Source organism: Anabaena lutea FACHB-196, from assembly GCF_014698305.1.
In the GTDB taxonomy this organism is placed as follows: domain Bacteria; phylum Cyanobacteriota; class Cyanobacteriia; order Cyanobacteriales; family Nostocaceae; genus Anabaena; species Anabaena lutea.
In genome coordinates this window covers 13,285-29,873 of the sequence record NZ_JACJST010000019.1, presented here as the reverse complement: position 1 = coordinate 29,873, position 16,589 = coordinate 13,285, and the positions used below count along the sequence as shown (strand labels likewise).

The 16,589-nt window shown below is 37.7% G+C and carries 12 protein-coding genes and 1 pseudogene; 8 read left to right on the top strand and 5 right to left on the bottom strand.

Annotation, left to right across the window (positions count from 1 at the left end):
* Positions 1-338 precede the first annotated feature (338 nt).
* Together H6G59_RS18835 and H6G59_RS18830 are read left to right on the top strand one after the other, a co-directional pair.
* The gene (locus H6G59_RS18835) at positions 339-3,194 is read left to right on the top strand and encodes a zinc-dependent metalloprotease (protein WP_190717099.1); all 2,856 of its coding nucleotides are present in this window, start codon (positions 339-341) and stop codon (positions 3,192-3,194) included.
* Between the two features lie 301 nt (positions 3,195-3,495).
* Positions 3,496-3,867: a hypothetical protein gene (locus H6G59_RS18830; RefSeq protein ID WP_190717259.1), complete on the top strand. Its 372-nt coding sequence runs from the start codon at positions 3,496-3,498 to the stop codon at positions 3,865-3,867.
* 112 nt (positions 3,868-3,979) lie between these two features.
* Here H6G59_RS18830 and H6G59_RS18825 read toward each other — a convergent pair whose 3' ends face one another.
* Positions 3,980-4,714 (bottom strand): DUF1995 family protein, encoded by a 735-nt coding sequence (locus H6G59_RS18825; RefSeq protein ID WP_190717097.1) that lies wholly within the window; start codon positions 4,712-4,714, stop codon positions 3,980-3,982.
* 538 nt (positions 4,715-5,252) lie between these two features.
* The gene (locus H6G59_RS18820) at positions 5,253-6,416 is read right to left on the bottom strand and encodes a cysteine desulfurase family protein (protein WP_190717095.1); all 1,164 of its coding nucleotides are present in this window, start codon (positions 6,414-6,416) and stop codon (positions 5,253-5,255) included.
* A gap of 312 nt (positions 6,417-6,728) precedes the next feature.
* On the opposite strand from H6G59_RS18820, the pseudogene H6G59_RS18815 reads away from it, so the two are divergent.
* The 6 genes and pseudogenes from H6G59_RS18815 to H6G59_RS18790 form a co-directional block, all read left to right on the top strand.
* Positions 6,729-7,919: pseudogene (locus H6G59_RS18815) on the top strand (phospholipase D-like domain-containing protein); the annotation flags it as partial.
* Positions 7,920-8,045: 126 nt separating this feature from the next.
* Positions 8,046-9,128 carry a tyrosine-type recombinase/integrase gene (locus tag H6G59_RS18810; RefSeq protein ID WP_190717093.1) on the top strand — a complete coding sequence of 361 codons (1,083 nt, stop codon included), beginning with the start codon at positions 8,046-8,048 and terminating at the stop codon, positions 9,126-9,128.
* On the top strand, positions 9,128-11,035 hold the full coding sequence (locus H6G59_RS18805; protein WP_190717091.1) for a tyrosine-type recombinase/integrase: 1,908 nt from the start codon (positions 9,128-9,130) through the stop codon (positions 11,033-11,035). The genes H6G59_RS18810 and H6G59_RS18805 overlap by 1 nt, the downstream gene beginning before the upstream one ends.
* Positions 11,025-11,951, top strand: coding sequence for a DUF6262 family protein (locus H6G59_RS18800; RefSeq protein ID WP_190717088.1), 927 nt, complete (start codon positions 11,025-11,027; stop codon positions 11,949-11,951). Before H6G59_RS18805 ends, H6G59_RS18800 begins: the two co-directional genes overlap by 11 nt.
* Before the next feature lie 67 nt (positions 11,952-12,018).
* Positions 12,019-12,708 (top strand): hypothetical protein, encoded by a 690-nt coding sequence (locus tag H6G59_RS18795; protein WP_190717086.1) that lies wholly within the window; start codon positions 12,019-12,021, stop codon positions 12,706-12,708.
* Positions 12,705-13,925, top strand: a complete 1,221-nt coding sequence (locus H6G59_RS18790) for a helix-turn-helix domain-containing protein (protein ID WP_190717084.1) — start codon at positions 12,705-12,707, stop codon at positions 13,923-13,925. The genes H6G59_RS18795 and H6G59_RS18790 overlap by 4 nt, the downstream gene beginning before the upstream one ends.
* A gap of 343 nt (positions 13,926-14,268) precedes the next feature.
* On the opposite strand, the gene H6G59_RS18785 is transcribed toward H6G59_RS18790, so the two are convergent.
* Genes H6G59_RS18785 through H6G59_RS18775 form a run of 3 tightly spaced genes read right to left on the bottom strand, consistent with a single transcriptional unit; the run spans position 14,269 to position 16,328 of the window.
* Complete coding sequence (locus H6G59_RS18785) at positions 14,269-15,156, bottom strand: hypothetical protein (protein WP_242038918.1); 888 nt, start codon at positions 15,154-15,156, stop codon at positions 14,269-14,271.
* Positions 15,107-15,841, bottom strand: coding sequence for a hypothetical protein (locus tag H6G59_RS18780; RefSeq protein WP_190717082.1), 735 nt, complete (start codon positions 15,839-15,841; stop codon positions 15,107-15,109). Before H6G59_RS18780 ends, H6G59_RS18785 begins: the two co-directional genes overlap by 50 nt.
* Positions 15,825-16,328, bottom strand: coding sequence for a hypothetical protein (locus H6G59_RS18775; RefSeq protein ID WP_190717080.1), 504 nt, complete (start codon positions 16,326-16,328; stop codon positions 15,825-15,827). The genes H6G59_RS18780 and H6G59_RS18775 overlap by 17 nt, the downstream gene beginning before the upstream one ends.
* Between the last annotated feature and the right edge of the window lie 261 nt (positions 16,329-16,589).

Genomic DNA, 16,589 nt, shown 5'->3' with positions numbered 1-16,589 from the left:
AGGTGCTTATTTAAATATTATTGTATATGAGTATTAGGGTTTTTATTTATTTTCTGTTGTGTTTTTGAGTGTATATTAAATTGATGTATAACCAGTATTCGGAAATTCAACTATTGGCTAAGGGAACACCAAAAAATAAATTACCCAAAAATCGTAGGGTGGGTTAGGTAGTCCGTAACCCACCATAAATTTAGGGGATAGTAATGGTGGGTTAGCGCAGCGTAACCCACCCTACAAATTGGGGATTTTTTTAATTGGAAGTCCCTAAGTGAAAACTTCCTGAGTTTTAGGACAATAGCAAGTTAACCAGGAATACTGACTTATTAGGGTGGCAAAGAATGAACAAATTAACCTTTTATATCGTTTTGTTACACAGTTTGTTTTTAGGAATGGGAACTGCTGGCGCTAAGTCACTACCAATCAATCGACTCAAACTAGGAACTGAAGCAGGGGTAAAAGTGGCTGAGAACACATTACCAACATCAAAAGTATGGGTGATTGATCATAATAAACAAGTAAAAAAACAACCTTTTATGTGGGTAGTGCAAGATCCACATAAAGCCAGACAGCAACCATTTTTACAAATTGCTAAAACTCCTAATCAGCCGACGAAAAAGCCTAACCCTACCACTAAACCCGCTAAACCGGACGAATTAGAGCAATTTAATGAACTAGTAAAAGATGCTGAAAAACTAGAAGGGATGTTTACTCTTTATCGTCAAAAAGAGAAAAATAAAATATATTTAGAGATTAAACCAGAGCAACTACAGAAAAACTTCTTAGCTACAGCCACCTTGGAATCTGGTATTGGTGAAAGAGGTATTTACAGTGGGATGCCATTACAAGATTTTTTATTTTATTTCCAACGAGTAGATAATAACTTACAATTTATCGTCCGTAATGTTAATTTTCGTACCCGTGAAGGAGACCCCCAAGCGCGATCGCTCTCCCGGTCTTTTAGTGACTCTATTCTATATACTATCCCAATTAAAAGTATTAATCCAGAACGCAAAACCGTTCTCATTGATTTAGGTGACTTGCTGCTGACAGATTTAGCGGGATTATCTGCGGGTTTAGAATTGGCTGCTAGTCCTGACCAAAACTATTTTGGAAATGCTAAAGTTTTTCCAGGAAATGTGGAAATTGAATCGGTTTTCAATTTCTCTAGCAGTGGTAAAAGTGGCAATAATCAAAACCAGAATTTTAGTGTGCTACCTGATAGTCGGGGCTTTACTCTGCGAGTTCATTACAGTCTTTCGGAATTACCTAAAAATAATTATCAACCCCGGTTAGCAGACGATAGAGTCGGTTATTTCCTCACGGCTTATCAAGATTTATCCACAGATGATCGTAATGATCCTTTCGTGCGTTATATTAATCGCTGGAATTTAGAAAAACAAGATCCCCAAGCAGCAATTTCTCCACCCAAAAAACCGATAGTTTTCTGGATTGATAATGCTGTACCTTTGGAATACCGGAGTGCGATTAAAGAAGGTGTCTTGATGTGGAATCAAGCCTTTTTAAAAGCGGGATTTAAGGATGCAATCGAAGTCCGACAAATGCCAGATAATGCCACATGGGACGCAGCCGATATTCGTTACAATACAATCCGCTGGATTAATACTGTAGATGGATATTTTGCGATGGGACCATCTCGTAGTAATCCTTTGACTGGAGAAATTTTAGATGCAGATATTCTGGTAGATGCAAGTTTTGTCCGGGTATTAAAAAAGGATTATCGTCAAATTGTTTTACCCAACCAAACACAAACTCGTACTTCCTTATCAGCATTGATGCAAAATCGTCTGCTTTGTAACAAAGGTGATAAAACGGCTAAAGGATTATTAGGTAATTTATCCAAACTAGCAGGAGAGTATGATTTATGCTACGGAATAGAATCTGCTAACCAATTTGCTTTTGGTTCGCTGGCAATGTCACTGTTGCCAAATATTACTCCGACCAAAGAGCAGGTGCAAGATTATATTCATCAATATTTACGTTTAATTATTGCTCATGAAGTTGGTCATACTTTAGGTTTGCGGCACAATTTTCGTGGCAGTACTCTCTTACCACCAGAGGAGATGAATAATCTAGAAATTAGCCGTAGCAAAGGCTTGACATCCTCGGTAATGGATTATATTCCCCCCAATATTGCCCCCCAGGGTACGCAGCAGGGAGATTATTTTCCCAGTATGGTGGGAACTTATGATGATTGGGCAATTCAGTATGGCTACAGTCCCTCTGACGCGAAAACTCCCATTGCGGAAAAACCATTTTTAGATAAAATTGCTGAACAATCAGTAAAACCAGAGTTGAGTTATTCTCCTGATGAGGATACATCTGATATTGATCCGACTTCGGCGGCTTGGGATAATAGCGGCAATGTGCTGGTTTATTCTCAATGGCAGTTGGATAATTCCCGTCTGATGTGGCAACGTTTAAATCAGGGTTATCCAATGGCTGGAGAAAGTTATAGCGATTTAAGCGATCGCTTTGAAACTGTATTAGGTAATTATTTACAGCAGCTATTTTATACTAGTAAATACATTGGTGGACAGTCTTTTTACCGAGTTCATCCCAGTGAAGGGAAAGGAAAATTGCCGTTTGTCGCCGTTCCAGTAGAACAACAAAGGCAGGCATTAGCAACGCTGCAAAAGTATGTTTTTGCTGAGGATGCGCTCAATTTTTCCCCAGAATTGCTGAATAAATTAGCACCTTCTCGATGGCGACATTGGGGTATTACTCCCAAGACAGGACGTTTAGATTATCCAATTCATGATTTGGTGTTGTTTGTTCAGAGTGCTGTGTTAGGGGATTTACTTTCAGGTGATCGCCTTTCTCGTCTCAAGGATATGGAATTGAAAAGTAAAGCTGGGCAATCATTGACTTTACCTGAGTTATTCGATACTTTGCAAAATGGAATTTGGACGGAAGTTTTACAACCCAAAGGTAAATTAAAAATTTCTAGTTTGCGGCGGGGTTTACAACGGCAATACCTGAATCTGTTGATGGCTATGGTGTTGCGGAAAGAAGGTGTACCAGAAGATGCTCGGACTTTAGCTTGGTATAAACTCCAACAATTGAATAGCAAACTTAGAGGAGTGAATTCTGAAGATGAATATACCAAAGCTTTCGTATTAGAAACGCGCGATCGCATTGAAAAAACATTAAACGCACCATTGCAAGGGAATTAACATCTTTCTTAAGACAGCGGTTTTCATCTAGCCTCCTATTGATTGCGGCAGATGGGGATTACTATATGAAGCAGGATTAAAAAACTTCCTTCGTCTATTCCTTAGTCTATAAATTGTTTATAACTTTTGTTAGATGAACAACTAGCTTTTTATTGCTAATTTTGAATTGTGGTAGTGGCGGCTAAATTGGTGATCAAACCAATATGATTTTGCTCAATCATTGCTAATTCAGATTATTAGCTAACCAATAAAGCTCTGCTAAGTGACAAGTTTATTTACATTGAATTGATGGAGTAAAATGATGGCAAATTTACTTACTAAAGCACTAGAGACTATTAAGTTTATATATCAAAGCTTGGAAATTAAACGCTTTTTTGCTGTTGCTTTAGTTGGTTTTTTAGTTCTAGCAACAAGCTTAGATTCTACTATTGAATCTGGACGTGGCAGCAACTCTGTAACCAAAAGACTAGACAAAGTTGTACATCAGGATGATGCTGATAGACCCAAAACTACAGGCGAATGGAACAAAGAAGCTCGTCAAACAGAAAATGCTGCTGGTGAAAGAGCCAAAAGAATTGCTAAAGAATCTGGCGAAGCTCTAAAACAATGGAGTTCTGTGTATCCAGACACTGCTAAGAGAAGTGCTAAAGACCTCGAAAACAGTAATCAGTAGTAGTGCATAATAAATTGCATATTGAGTTGAAGGAACAGGGAATAGTGTAGGAATACGGATTAAATCTGTACTGTAGAGACGTTTGATCAAACATCTCTACATTTTCCGCCCTTTAACTACTCAAAGCCTTGATAAAACGTTGCAAACTCTTAAACACACTGGGTTTTTTTGCAGGTGTTCCATCTGTGGAGTTTACTGGTTGTCCCTTCATGAGAATCAGATCTAACTCATCACCTGCGGGTCTTTTTGGTAATTCGGCAATTTTTTGATATTCGCCTTCAATTTCTAACCATACTTCCCACTGTCCAGGATAGCTACGCAAAACGGCGCTTTCGTCATCCACAGGGCGGAGGTAATAGCAAGATTCAATGGTGCTGATAAAACGGCGACGGGTTTCTCTAGCAGCGTAACCAATACCGACGACACCCGAATCTTCGAGACGAGGATTTAACATGATGAAAGGGCGCGTACCAATTATTTCACATAGCTTTTCTAATTGCGGTACTTCTACGGAAGTTGGGGCGATAAAGAGGAAAATTTCATCTTCTGGCTGAATTTTGGTTTGTAAAGAAGCAGCCCTACCTGTACCAATATCCTCAATTTTAAAGGGTACATCTTGCCAATCTCTACGGGCTAAAGCAGCTGCACCCGCATCAGCAAAAAAGACTTTCAGACGGGATTCATATTCAGCCAACACAGGCAGAAATTGTTCTGCAACTGGCATAAATTTGAGTTCGGGAAACAGAAAATCAACTTGAATGCGAGTCATGCCATCAGCTAAAGCAGATTTTACAGCTTCACGGGATTGGGCGATCGCATCTTCTAACGTTTTGGGTAGTTCTGGCATAATTTAGATATTCGATCAAGTCTCTGGATCAATATTCAATTCTCTCAGTTTGGCGGCTAGACGTTCAAATTTTTGTTTTTCCTGTTCTATTGCTGCTTTTGGTGTGGGTATTAGCTGTGCTTGTGAGGTAATCAGGTATAAATTTTGTCTGAATCAGGATAGCCTGGATTTAAGGATTTACAGGATTTTAATTAATAATTATCAATTTTGTATTGTTATGTTCAGTAAAGAAAATTAACCCACACAGGTGGGTTTTGTTTATGTAGATGCAATTTATAACCGTCCTAATATTATAGCGTTTCCTAATCTAATGAGGTACAAAGTTATCTGTGTTTATCTGCGTCCATCTGCGGTTAATTATTTCTTCGGTGTACCTCACTTGAATGAAAATTGCTATCTCATAAAATCTCAACCATTTTTATTTATAAATAACCACAACGATAAATACATAATTATCCTGAAAATAATTGAGATGTTGATTTATTTAATCCTGTAAATCCTTAAATCCTGGACATCCTGATTCTGACAATCATATTTTTCAACTCTTTAATAATTCCACATTTACCAATCTCTGCAAAACTTGTTTCAACACCATCGCTGTCCAATCAATATCAGCTGCTGTTGTCTGTTTCCCCAATGTCAACCGAATTCCTGACAAAGCCGCTTTTTGAGAATAACCCATTGCTAATAAAATCGGACTGGGGCTTAATTTTCCACTATGACAAGCAGCACCAGCACTAATACCAATCCCCGCCAAGTTTAGCTGACGTACCAATGTTTTCCCGCTGATTTTTTCCCCGTCGGCGTATTTTAAATAAAAACTGAGATGATGAGGAAGACGGTGGATTAAATCACCCGTAGGAACTAAACCGGTCACATCTGCTAAAAGAGAAAATAAGCGATCGCGCAATCCGATCAATCTTAACCTTTCCCCCACCAATTCTTGCGCCGCTAATTCCGCAGCCACACCAAACGCAGCAATAGCGGGTGTTGCTTGCGTACCAGAACGCATTCCTCTTTCTTGTCCACCTCCCCCCACCAAAGGCATTAAATCCACACCAGGACGCACATACAACGCCCCTGCACCCAAAGCACCATATAGTTTATGACTAGATAGACTTAGTAAATCTACAGGTAAAGTCTGCACATCTATAGGTAAACGTCCGGCAACTTGGACTGCATCTGTGTGAAATAAAGCACCATGTATTTTGGCAATTTTACCCAATTCTGCAATCGGTTGTACCGTCCCGACTTCACTTTGTCCGTAAATGACGGAGACTAAAACCGTGTTATGACGCAAAGCTGCTTTTAAATCTAGGGGATTGACTCTACCTTGATGATCAACACCCAAGCGGGTTACATCCCAACCCCAACTTTCTAACATTCGTGCCGGTTCAGAAATGGCAGAATGTTCGACACTAGAAATAATAATATGTTGGGGGACACTGTAACATCGCGCTACCCCCATCATTGCTAAATTGTCTGCTTCCGTTCCCCCAGAAGTAAAGATAATTGATTCAGGAATGGCGTTAATTAAGCCTGCAACTTGCATTCTTGCCTGTTCCAGAACCAAGGCTGAACGGTTGCCCCATTCATGTAAACTGGAAGGATTACCCCACTCTTGGGAGAGAACTGCTTGCATGATGGCGATCGCTTCTGGACGAGTGGGAGTAGTTGCACTGTAATCTAGATATATTTGCATAAAATCAATAATTGAGTTATACCCGGTTCGCCTATTTATTTATACTCAAAACGGTTAGGAATTTTACTTTCTCTTGACTAAAAAACTAGGTTCTAAGCCTCTCCCTGTGGACGGGGAGAGGTTTGGAGAGAAGTCAAGTTTTAAGCCGTTTACAGTATATCAAACAATAATTTCCCCATCTCCGTATTACTGAGTCAGTTCTAAATGCGGATCTATCCCATTTTGACGCAGTGGGTTTTCTATATAATTCGACATACACCTTTTGGGGAATAATAAAAACGTTAACCCTTAATTCACTTTGAGCAGATTACCGTGTCTATTTTCCCTCATCAAAGATATTTTTATTATATTTTTTTATTAATCTTCACTCTTTTTGGTTGTCAAAAAGTCAAGTCTTCAAATCAGCGTTTAGCACCATTACCCCAAGATCCATTAATTCAAGTTTACTTTAATCATTCCCAATCTTCAGAATATCAGGAAGTTTACCGTCAACAAACCCGCTTAGGAGATGACTTAGAAACACAGATTGTTGATGTTATTTCTCAAGCAACATCTACTGTAGATATAGCAGTACAAGAATTGCGTTTACCCAAAATTTCTCAAGTCCTAGCTGCTAAACATAAATCTGGGGTAAAAGTGAGATTAATTTTAGAGAATAACTATTCTCGTCCTTGGAGTAATTTCACATCAGCAGAAATCCAGAAATTAGCAAAAAGAGAACAAGACCGATATCAAGAATTCCGTAAATTTGTTGATATCAACCAAGATGATAAAATCACACCTGAAGAAATTAGTCAACGGGATGCTTTAGCAATTATCCAAAATGCCAAAATACCCTGGATAGATGATACCGCTGATGGTTCCAAAGGTAGCAGTTTAATGCACCATAAATTTGTAATCGTAGATAATCGTTTTGTGATTGTTACTTCCGCAAATTTCACCTTAAGCGATACTTCCGGTGATTTTACAAATCCCAGCAGTTTAGGAAACGCCAACAACTTATTAAAAATAGATAGTCCCGAATTAGCAACTTTATTTACAGAAGAGTTTAACATGATGTGGGGTGATGGAGTAGGAGGAAAACCAGATAGTATATTTGGTGTGAAAAAACCGCTGCGTTTACCCAAACAAATCACTTTAGCTAATACTAAAATTACCGTACATTTTTCACCGACTTCAGCAACTCAGATTTGGAGTAATACTAGCAATGGGTTAATTGGTAAAACCTTGGATACAGCAACTAAATCTGTAGATATGGCATTATTTGTATTTTCAGATCAACTATTAGCCAATATTCTAGAAAAGCGCCATGACCAAAATGTACAAATTCGGGCTTTAATTGAACCACAATTTGCCTATCGTTTCTATAGTGAAGCTTTAGATATGATGGGAATTGCTGTCAGTGATAACTGTAAATATGAAATTGATAACCGTCTTTGGAAAAATCCTATTTCTACAGTTGGAGTTCCAATTTTACCCAAAGGAGATTTTTTACATCACAAATTAAAACTATAGCTTTTAAAAACAATTCTTTAAAGTAAACAACAACAATCTTGACACCAAAACCTATTCATTGTAGAATAGTAAACATTAGCAATTCTATAAAGTAGACGTAATCTACAAAGTGAAGTGAAAGTTCAAAAAGTAAAACTTCCTAATAGCGATAAATTTACTTGGATGGTTTTAGGAGACGATTACTTACCGATTAAACCAATCCAAGAATTCTTGAGCTATTTGAAAAACGTTGAAAAATCTCCTAACACTATTAGATCCTATGCTTATCACCTAAAGCTTTATTGGGAGTATCTTGAGAACACGAACAAAGACTGGACAAAAATTAAAGAATCAGATATTGCTGATTTCATAGCTTGGTTGAGAAGTCCACAACCAAACATTGCTTCTATCTATGAGCAAAAAGCCAAAAGAACCGAATCAACAGTCAATCTAATTATTACTTCAGTGGCAATGCTCTATGACTATCAAGAAAGGCTAGGAGTAGTTGCAGGTATTCCACTTTATACATCGAGGATGCAGCCAGGAAGGAAATATAAGCCCTTTCTTCATCACATCAGTAAAAGTAAACCCATTAGAACTAAGCTGATTAAACTGAAAGAGCCAAAGCAATTACCCAAAACTTTATCAAAAGAAGAAATTCAGCAATTGATTACTGCGTGTCATAGATTAAGAGATAAATTTCTAATCTCTTTACTTTACGAAAGTGGTATTCGCATCGGACAAGCTTTAGGCATGAGGCATTCTGATATTCAGTCTTGGGATAATCTTATCTGGATTGTACCAAGAGATGATAATGCTAACGGAGCTAGAGCAAAAACAAAGAACAAGTATTCTATCCACGTTAGCCAAGAACTAATGGGTATCTATTCAGAATATTTGCTTACAGAATTTAACGATACAGATAGCGATTACATTTTTGTCAATCTTTGGGAAGGCAAGATTGGGCAAGCAATGACATACGGTGCTGTCGCACAATTATTTTTAAGATTGAGCGAAAAAACTGATGTATATGCTCGTCCTCATATGCTCAGGCATAGCCACGCAACAGAGTTAATTCGAGCAGGATGGGATGCTGCTCATGTTCAGAAAAGATTAGGACACGCTCAAGTTCAAACCGTCCTCAATACTTACACTCACCTCAGTCAAGATGACATGAAAGAGGCTTATCAAGATTATCTAAATAAGAGAGATAAATAATGGAAGCATTGCAAATTAGATGGTCTTTAGAAAAGCAACAAAAATTAGCTGATCAACTTCAAGGTTATTGGGCAGAAGATAGATGGCATATTGGTAGCTGCCCAATCCAAGATAAAACTTCTCTAAAATATCACGGCAATAAAAATGTCTACTTCAAGTGTCTATCTCCATCGCTAAATGCAGAAATAAAGTATGCCTGTTGGCAAAAAATGGAGATAAAAGAATGGCAGATTGGTACTCTATGGCGTAAAGCTGCTGAAATCAAACAAATTTGTTGTTGGCTAAATACTATATCTGATAAATTTTCTTCTTTAATAGAGCGCGATGTTCACTATTTAGCAACATCATTTCGTTCTTATTTACTTATGAATGGTATGTATAGATCCGGTAATGGCACTGCATTACGCAGCAATCAACAATTAGTAGAATACTCTACCGAAGATCCACGCATCTATACATTAAGTCAAATATATAAGTTTGTTCAAGATTTTTATGATGAAAGAGATGAGTATGTAAAAGATTTGTGGGATATTGGTAAACTTGGCATAAAATGCAATCCATCACGTTCCATACGTACTCTGAATTTTTCTCGCATTCAGCAATTATGGCTGCGTGATGGAGCAAAAAGATTTATAAAATATACTTTAGCCATATATTCTTTGCAAGAAGCTATGTCTAGATTGCAAGGATTAGTCAATTTTTCGATTTTTGTTAGCAAAAAATATCCTCAACTATTGCCAGAAGAAATTAACCGTTTACTAGTTGAGGATTATTTAAGTTATTTGTTATCATCCAATTTAGCAGAAGCGACTAGACACAGAAATATTAGTATACTGAAGGCTTTTCTAGAGATTTGTGTGAGAGAAGAATGGTTGAATGTACCGGATAAGCGTCTAATTTATCAAGAGGACTTCCCTGGTATTCCTAAAAGACAGCCTCGCTTTATTCCTGAAGAAGTGATGCAGCAACTAAATCAAAATTTAGACAAGTTAGAGCCTACTTTTCAGCGAATGGTGCTAATTATTCAAGACGGAGGAATGCGAATCAGCGAATTATGTAGGATGCCATTTAATTGTTTGACTCAAGATTTAAGTGGCGATTATTTTCTTCATTACTATCAGTATAAAATGAAGAAAGATCATAGTATTCCCATTTCTTCAGAAATAGCTGCGGTAATACAAGAACAGCAAAAAGAGATTAGAAGACAGCATGGTGACTACCCTTATCTATTCGCCTCCACCTATCATTCGCACAAAAAAGAGGCTATAAAACAGGGAGCATTTTCTAAAGCAATCAATCAACTAGCTTACGATTGCAATATTTGTGATAAATCAGGTACACCTTGGCGATTCCAAGCACACCAATTCCGTCACACAGTTGGTACTCGGATGATTAATCTTGGCGTTCCTCAGCATATTATTCAACGTTTTTTAGGGCATGAGACACCGGAAATGACCAGTGTTTATGCACATATTCATGACCAAACCTTAAAAGAGGAATTTGCAAAGTTTAAACACAGGATGGTTGACATAACTGGCAAGGTAGTAGAGCCAGATAATATTAAAGCTGAAATGACTGAGGGGATTGATCCAAACAGTATAGATGAGCAGTGGATGAGAAAGAATATCCTGGCTCAAGCCCTTCCTAATGGATTATGTGGCTTGCCAATTGTTCAAGGCGCTTGTCCTTATGGGGCTAACAAGTGTTTAAGTTGTACGCACTTTAAAACTGATACTCGATATCTTGATAAGCACAAAGACCACTTAAACCGTACCACCACAATAGTTGAGTGGGCATACGAAAATCAAGATAGCAAGAGGTCTAGAGAGATTCTTAAAGAAAACTTACCTGTCAAAGAAAATTTAGAGCGCATCATCACTGCGTTGGAGGCAGAAAATGAAGCATGAAAGGAATACTAATGGCTTGAAGGAAAATGCCACTAAGAAAAGGGATGAAGCTTTAGCAAAAACCGATAAAGCTATCCAGCAGTTGATTAAGGATAAGAAAAAAATCAACTTTAACACCGTAGCTGAAGCTGCTGATGTTAGTAAAGCTTGGCTTTACAAAGAACCAGTAATTAAACAGCGAATTCAGTCTCTCAGAGAACAGTGTTTGGAAGAGAAGAAATTGCCACCACAGGAAAGAACATCTGAATCTTCGTGGAAGGCGAAATATCAAACCTTGAAAGATAGGCTACAAAGAGTTGAAGCTGAAAACAGGGGATTAAGAGAACAATTAGAGGTTGCCTATGGGCGAATTTTATCAGTCTCGGAGTTAGAACACAGAGTAGAATATTTGGAAAAAGAGAATTTGCATCTGAGAGATGAACTAGATTTACGCCAATCTCAGTCACCTAAAAATTCATCACCCGAAAATCCGAATATTTTAAATCTTTCAGCCAAAAAGTCGGTAGGTGTAATTAACGACACTATCAAAAATGAGTTAGAAGTATTGGGTATTCCAATGAATTCTACATTGCAAAAGTTGATTAAGTCTACGCCTGACGAAGTAACGCTTAAAGCTATTGCTACTCTTAAAGAACAATTGTCCAAAGAAAAAGAAGTTCCAAATATGGCTGGTTTTTTAGTTGCCGCCATCAAAAATCGTTGGATTCCTAATCAGGATTATGAAGAGAAACTTGAAAATGCTGTTTTTGATGAATGGTATCCACTAGCCAAATCTCTTAAGCTAATTGCTGCGTCTACTAAAATCGAAGGACTCCTTCATGTTTTAACAACTGAGGAGCAATGGATACCATTCGGTCAAATGCTTGAGAGATACCCTTTGGATACGCTAAAAACGTTACAGAATGTTAAGCATTAGTTGACTAAAATAATAAAATAAGCCACATTAGTTTACTAGTATATACGAGTAAACTAATGTAGGGTGTATGGCTGTTTCCTTGCTAGAACAAGCATTTCATGAGGTTTTCCCAAAAGATTGGTGTCAAGACACTCTCAGGGCTGTTGCAAAGGCTTATGAAAAAACTATGGAACATTGCGTTCCACCTCTGTTCGGACAAGATGAAGCGCACGATGTCAGATCGCATTATTGCAGGGGCATATTTGAAGCAGAATGGCGAAGGCTATCGAATAAGTATCCTAAAATTAAAGCTGAAAGTAGGCGGAATAAAGCTGGGAACTACTCTCATACATATGTCAAGTCGGGAAACATAATTTTGACTGCTTCTGCTGTCCCAAGCCCTGCATATAAGCCGAGGCGTGCGGATTTTAGAGATACCTATAACGGGAATGGGCAATTAGGGCTTTTTGAGCAAGACAGTATTGCAGATGCAGAAGATATTTATGCGATTTTACTCTACGGTCCACCGCAATCTGTGTCTCCTGGATTTGTCACAATCGCCTTCCCAAGCAACCATTGGCATTCGTATGTTGAACGAATTAATTTATTGGCACTACATCCCAATATCATTAGTACAATTATACCAGAAGCAGATCCGATTGAGGTAAAAGAGCCGATTATTCAACCGATTAGAGTATCTCCAGAAGAGAAGATTGAAGAGCCACTGCAACCTCAAATCCGTCGCTTCAACAAGCAAGTAGGAGAAAAAAGGCAATGAAACCGAGTACGCCAGGTTTTATGGGAGCAAATTTAAGGAGAGCGAGGAAAGCAAGAAATGTCACTGCTGTATCTCTTGCAGATAAGCTAGGAGTAACAAAGCAAGCAATATCAAATTACGAGAGTGGACGGCAAACTCCTAGTCCAGAAATAACAGAAAAAATCTGCGAAATCCTGAACTTTCCTGTATCTTTCTTTCTTCAAAAAAGTAGGGAAATAGTTGTAGGGGAAACACCTCACTTCTATCGTTCAATGAGTGCAGCTACAAAATCAGCACGAGAAATGGCAGAAGAAAAATTTCACTGGTTACTAGATTTTGTAACGTTAACAGAGATGTTTATAGAATTCCCTTCTGTAAAGTTTCCTAACATCAATCCTCCCGCTGATCCTACTAAGATATCAGATGAATATATAGAACAAGCATCTTTTCAAGTACGTCACTATTGGGGGCTTGGGGATGGACCAATCAGTAATTCTGTTTGGCTGCTTGAAAATAATGGAGCAATTATTGTTCGACGCTCCTTAGAAGCTGAAACACTAGACGCTTTTTCTCTTTGGGTTTCAGGTCGTCCATATATAATCCTTGGGACAGACAAAAACTGCGCTGTCCGTTCTCGATTTGATCTAGCTCATGAATTAGGACATTTAATTCTTCACCGTAATATATCTGATATTTACTTAAATAATCCCAAGTATTTCAAGTTAATTGAAGACCAGGCTAGTAGGTTTGCTGGAGCTATTCAGTTTCCATATACCTCATTTAGCAAAGAAGTAAAGAAGACAAACTTAGAGATGTTTCGCTTATTAAAGCGCAGATGGAAGCTATCTATAGCTATGATGATTAAAAGAGCAGAACATCTTGATTTTTTGAATGAGGAGAAGGCGCAGTCTTTATGGCGTAGTTATACTAGAAGAGGCTGGCGAACCAATGAACCTTTTGATGATGAGCTAGAAATAGAAATACCAAAGCTAATCAAAAATGCTGTTGAACTTTTGATTAAAGAAGGCATTCTGAGTGGTGCAGATATTTCAAATGAGTTAAATCTCCACCATTTAGATATTGAGGATAGTGCTGGTTTGCCAATTCACTTTCTTAATCCTCAAGCTGGCGAGGTTATTAATTTACGTCATCGCTTTAGTCAAGAGCCTAAAGACTTGTTTAATGGTAAACCAGGTGAAATTGTTCAATTTCCTTCGCCAAGCAGATTACGGAAATAAATTAAAAGGAGCAGCGGATAATCGCTGCTCCTTTTAATGGCAATCATGGGCGATGCGGGCTGCCAGTCGTGCCTCCTAAGCTCCGTGCTGAGGGGTTCAATTCCCCTATCGTCCACAACTTCTTATTCTAAAACATTATTCTTCTTTAAACTTCTAAAGTTGTTAATTACTGTATTAGTCTTAAAATCAAGGCTTACAGACAGTTGTATCTTAAATTTCACAACCAATCACAAAAAGTTAATGACAATGACTGTAACACTTATTTAGCAAGGTTTTGAAGAGGATTTGCAGAAGTATTTAGTATAATAAGTTATGAAGAACCCTAATTATCAAATTCTTATATTCAAGACGAAAGGTGATCTAGATCAAGAGGATCGCTCTGAATATATTCTTTTGCTGTGATATCTTCAAAAGTAATTACTTGTCCATTAACCGATTTAAAGCGATCTGATTTAGGCACTAAATTCAACCATTTTGTCATTTGTTCATTCCATCCAGTGCCTTGAAAATCCAGTTGCTCCTCATCCCTAATAAACCAAAACATAATTTCAACATCAGGAGCATCCCAAGAAGGTAACGCTTGTACCCGAATTTCACATAAGGCGCGTAATGCTGCTCCTTCAGTGCTATTTTTATTATGTTTCTTTTTGAATTGGTCTGTAAGTTGTGCAACCAGGTTAATAAAATCATCAGGGAAAGCAAAACGCATTCGTTTTCGTGCAAGTGCTTTACCGAGTTCTCTGATATCTTGATCACTTAAACATCCTCTTTTCCGATCCCATCGCGTAATTACGGATTTTTCCAAAGTCATCACACGATCAAGGTCGGCAACGAGGCAATATTCTCCTGCCCCTGGAATAAAAGCGTAGCGTGGTCGTCTACACCGTTGAATTTCATTCAACTGTTCTTGAGGAACTTCCACAAGAGGCATTACTTCTACAAAAGGACGTTCAGAACATGAGCGCACAATATCGCAAGTTTGCGTAACTACAACAAACCCCTTGACCGCACTTTCTACGATATTAACTCTTGGCTTCTTGGAAACTTTTTTAGAAAAGTCTGTCAATGGAAATTCGGGATCAAAGCGATGAGAAAAAGAATGCTCATCGCCAATTACGTAATCACCTTGCTGCCATTGTTGGAGATTAGCATCTATTTTCTCAAAATCAACATCTACTCCTTTAGTTAGTCCCCACAACTTTGGCAGTTTTAGCTGGCCAGGAACGCCCAATATCGCGGTGGATCGTATCTTGTAGAGCGCCGACCAAATTTCCTGGATTAGACGGCATACGTGAAGCTTCAGCATCTTTAGATAATGGAGTCAATTGTGGTTTTTGAGGGGCATTACCATTTCCAAGAAGCTGTTTAACTTCCTCAAACTTACCTATTGCTAAAAGCTCATAAGGAGTTTCGCCATCAAAAGAATTTAGCAACATATTCCGGTTAATACCTGCGCTACCTCGGTTGATGTATCTAACAACTTCCAGTAATTGAGTGAACCTTTCTCTGTCGGAATATGGTAATGGTTCTCCACTTGCCCAAAGATTGATTTTTTCAAGTGAAACACCAAATAGCTTGGCAAGATGTTCCCATGTTAATCCACTGATTTTTCTAAGCTCATGGAGTGAATGCCTTATTCCTTCATTGTCAGAAGCAACAGAACGCAGCTGTTCAAATTTTTCGTCTTGCTCGTCAATCAGAATTGGTTTCCGTCTTAAAACGCAAGGCGAAAGCTTACCATGCCCTGGGATGCTAACTTCTATATTTTCTTTAAGGTTAGAAAAGTGTGATGTAAGTCCTTCCTCACATATATTACTGAATGAAAGTGAATGACTGGCGACAGAAGAACTATTCCTTAGATTTTGTTTTGGTGATCTTGGTGAGTCAAGTTCCAAAATTTTAGGTTTTGTTTTCATCTTGGCTCCGAAGAAAGTTTATTTTAACTGGTAAAGTTAAACGAGCAATTTCAAATTCTTCTAATTCAACAATAATTAGTAGTTCATTAGATAATTCATCCTCCTTAACGCTTGCCGGAATAAATAAGTCCTCTATATTAACTATAAAAAAAGTGGAATCTTCATTTTCGTCTATTGATAATTCTAATTGCTCAATAGATGAGCTTTTAACAATAGATGAACTTTTAACATTAGATAACTGAATATAAACCGATAAAGTTTCAGAAATTGCTGTTAAAAGTTGATCTTGTTTTTTACAAAAAAAGAAAACCGAAGAAAAGTTACCTAATTGAATAGGTATAACATCAGGAAGTCCTTTTGGAAGGCTTATATCTAGTTGGATCGAAGGAGTAATATCAATCAAAGATATTAGCTTAGTATCTGTATCTACTATTGCTCTTTTGCAGAAAGTTGCCCAATTCAACTCAAATAATATATCTTTAGACATCTATCCGTGCCAGCTAAATGCAAATAGGGTTTAACAAATATCGAAGATAAAACTAGATGCCCAAATTAAACCCAGATTAATCTACACATACAATTTGCTTTATAGTCTTACCTCCAATTCTTTTTTAGCAATCTTTGACTATATATTCCATATATCTTGTGACGGTTTTTTTAAAAGAATGTATTTTTAGATACACATTACAATCATACGAGAGTTAGTATAACATCGTATATCCCTAATACACAAAACTTCACATAATCT

Bases quoted from the DNA above. Each gene is read 5' to 3' on its own strand.
- H6G59_RS18835 (WP_190717099.1), top strand. From the start codon at position 339: ATGAACAAATTAACCTTTTATATCGTTTTGTTACACAGTTTGTTTTTA.
- H6G59_RS18830 (WP_190717259.1), top strand. From the start codon at position 3,496: ATGGCAAATTTACTTACTAAAGCACTAGAGACTATTAAGTTTATATAT.
- H6G59_RS18825 (WP_190717097.1), bottom strand. From the start codon at position 4,714: ATGCCAGAACTACCCAAAACGTTAGAAGATGCGATCGCCCAATCCCGT.
- H6G59_RS18820 (WP_190717095.1), bottom strand. From the start codon at position 6,416: ATGCAAATATATCTAGATTACAGTGCAACTACTCCCACTCGTCCAGAA.
- H6G59_RS18805 (WP_190717091.1), top strand. From the start codon at position 9,128: ATGGAAGCATTGCAAATTAGATGGTCTTTAGAAAAGCAACAAAAATTA.
- H6G59_RS18800 (WP_190717088.1), top strand. From the start codon at position 11,025: ATGAAGCATGAAAGGAATACTAATGGCTTGAAGGAAAATGCCACTAAG.
- H6G59_RS18795 (WP_190717086.1), top strand. From the start codon at position 12,019: ATGGCTGTTTCCTTGCTAGAACAAGCATTTCATGAGGTTTTCCCAAAA.
- H6G59_RS18790 (WP_190717084.1), top strand. From the start codon at position 12,705: ATGAAACCGAGTACGCCAGGTTTTATGGGAGCAAATTTAAGGAGAGCG.
- H6G59_RS18780 (WP_190717082.1), bottom strand. From the start codon at position 15,841: ATGAAAACAAAACCTAAAATTTTGGAACTTGACTCACCAAGATCACCA.
- H6G59_RS18775 (WP_190717080.1), bottom strand. From the start codon at position 16,328: ATGTCTAAAGATATATTATTTGAGTTGAATTGGGCAACTTTCTGCAAA.